Consider the following 1,872-nt stretch of genomic DNA (forward strand, 5'->3'; position numbering starts at 1 on the left):
TCGTTCGTCTCGTATTCGCGTGAGTTCTACGGCGAGAAGGCCGCGTACGTGTCCGGGTGGTTGTACTGGCTGAACTGGGCCATGACCGCGGTGGCGGACGCCACGGCCATTGCCATTTACATCAAGTGGTTCGGGCAGTACAGCCAATTCCTGGCGGATTTCCCACAGTGGATCCTGGCATTGATCGTGGTGATCCTTGTGGTCTCACTCAACATGGTGTCGGTCAAGGTGTTCGGTGAGCTGGAGTTCTGGTTCTCACTCATCAAGGTATTGGCCCTCGTGATCTTCCTGATCGTCGGAGTCTTCTTCGTCATCTTCGGTACACCCACCGGTTCCGAGGTGGGTTTCTCCCTGATCCAGGAAAACGGCGGTCTGCTGCCGGCCGGTATTCTCCCCGCGTTGATCGTGGTGCAGGGCGTGGTCTTCGCGTACGCCGGCATCGAGTTGGTGGGCACCACCTCCGGAGAGACCCGCAACGCGGAAAAGGTCATCCCGCGGGCCATCAACACCGTGATCCTGCGCATTGCCGTGTTCTACGTGGGCTCGGTGCTGCTGCTGTGTTTGCTGCTTCCCTATACCGCCTACAGTGCTACCGAGAGCCCGTTCGTCACGTTCTTCTCGTCCATTGGGGTGGGTGCGGCCGGGCCCATCATGCAGCTCGTGGTGATCACCGCGGCGCTGTCCTCGCTGAACGCCGGCCTGTACTCCACCGGTCGCATCATGCACTCCATGGCACAGGCGGGTTCCGCACCCAAGTTCGCCGGCAAGCTCACGAATTCCGGTGTCCCGTTCGGGGGCATTCTGATGACCGCCGGTGTGGCCGTGCTGGGCGTGGGTCTGAACTTCGTGGTTCCCGAGCAGGCGTTCGAGATCGTGTTGAACCTTGCCGCTCTGGGAACCATGGCGGGCTGGGCCGCCATCACCTTGTCCCACAAGAAGTACGTCTCCATGGCACGACAGGGGTTCTACAACCGGCCCACCTACCGGGCTCCGCTGGCGCCCTTCACCAATTGGCTGACCCTTGCGTTCCTGGCGGGTGTGATGGTGCTCATGGCCGTGGACTACCCCGTGGGTACTTTGACCCTGGGATCCTCCCTGCTGCTCATCCCCATCCTGATGATCGGTTGGATCATGGTTCGGGGCAGGGTTCGCGCGATCGCCGCGGAGCGAGAGGGGTTCACCGGGGCGTTCCCCGTGCTCGCGGAGCGCCCCGTGGTCAGCGTCTTCCGGGTTGGTCGGGAGAACTCGACCGGTGCCGGTTCCACCACCTCAACGGCTTCACTTCACCAGGTTCCGAATCCACACTCCGAGCGGGACAACAACAACTAGACCCATAAGCCAAAAGGCTGAGCCGTACTCACATCCCGGCTGCAGTTTCGGCTACTGTGACCTAGATCAGTGCAACAGCACACGCTAGGTACCCGGTCCCGTCCGATCCAGGCAGGGGTGAGCGGGGCCGTCTTGAGGGAGAGGCCCGGGTAGTCGCATGGATGCATTAACAGAACTTGTCGCAACGGCGGGAGAGTACGTCTGGTATGTCGTGTTCGCCATTCTCATTGGTGTGGGTCTCTATCTGACCATTCGCACCGGGGTGATCCAGCTACGCGGCCTTCCCGAGATGTTCCGAGTCCTCACCGACCCGCCCGGTGACGCCGAGGACGGTAAGAAGGGCATCTCGTCCTTCCGCGCGTTCACCGTCTCCGCGGCCGCCCGCGTGGGAACCGGAAACATTGCCGGCGTCGCCATTGCCATCAGCCTGGGCGGCCCGGGCGCCGTCTTCTGGATGTGGACCATTGCGGCCATCGGCGCGGCCAGCGCATTTACGGAGTCCCTGCTGGGCCAGCTCTACAAGATCAAGGCGCGGGACGGCTA

General features: G+C 62.3%; 2 protein-coding genes. Both read left to right on the forward strand.

Going from position 1 to position 1,872, the window contains the following annotated elements:
* Window positions 1-1,329, forward strand: a 1,329-nt coding sequence (locus Q4E95_RS13350; protein WP_303383765.1) for an amino acid permease, incomplete at its 5' end; no start/stop codon positions are given.
* A 157-nt stretch (window positions 1,330-1,486) separates the two neighbouring features.
* The coding region (locus Q4E95_RS13355; RefSeq protein WP_303383766.1) for an alanine:cation symporter family protein at window positions 1,487-1,872 on the forward strand (386 nt) is incomplete at its 3' end.

Source organism: Kocuria sp. (assembly GCF_030536815.1).
GTDB classification, from domain to species: domain Bacteria; phylum Actinomycetota; class Actinomycetes; order Actinomycetales; family Micrococcaceae; genus Kocuria; species Kocuria gwangalliensis.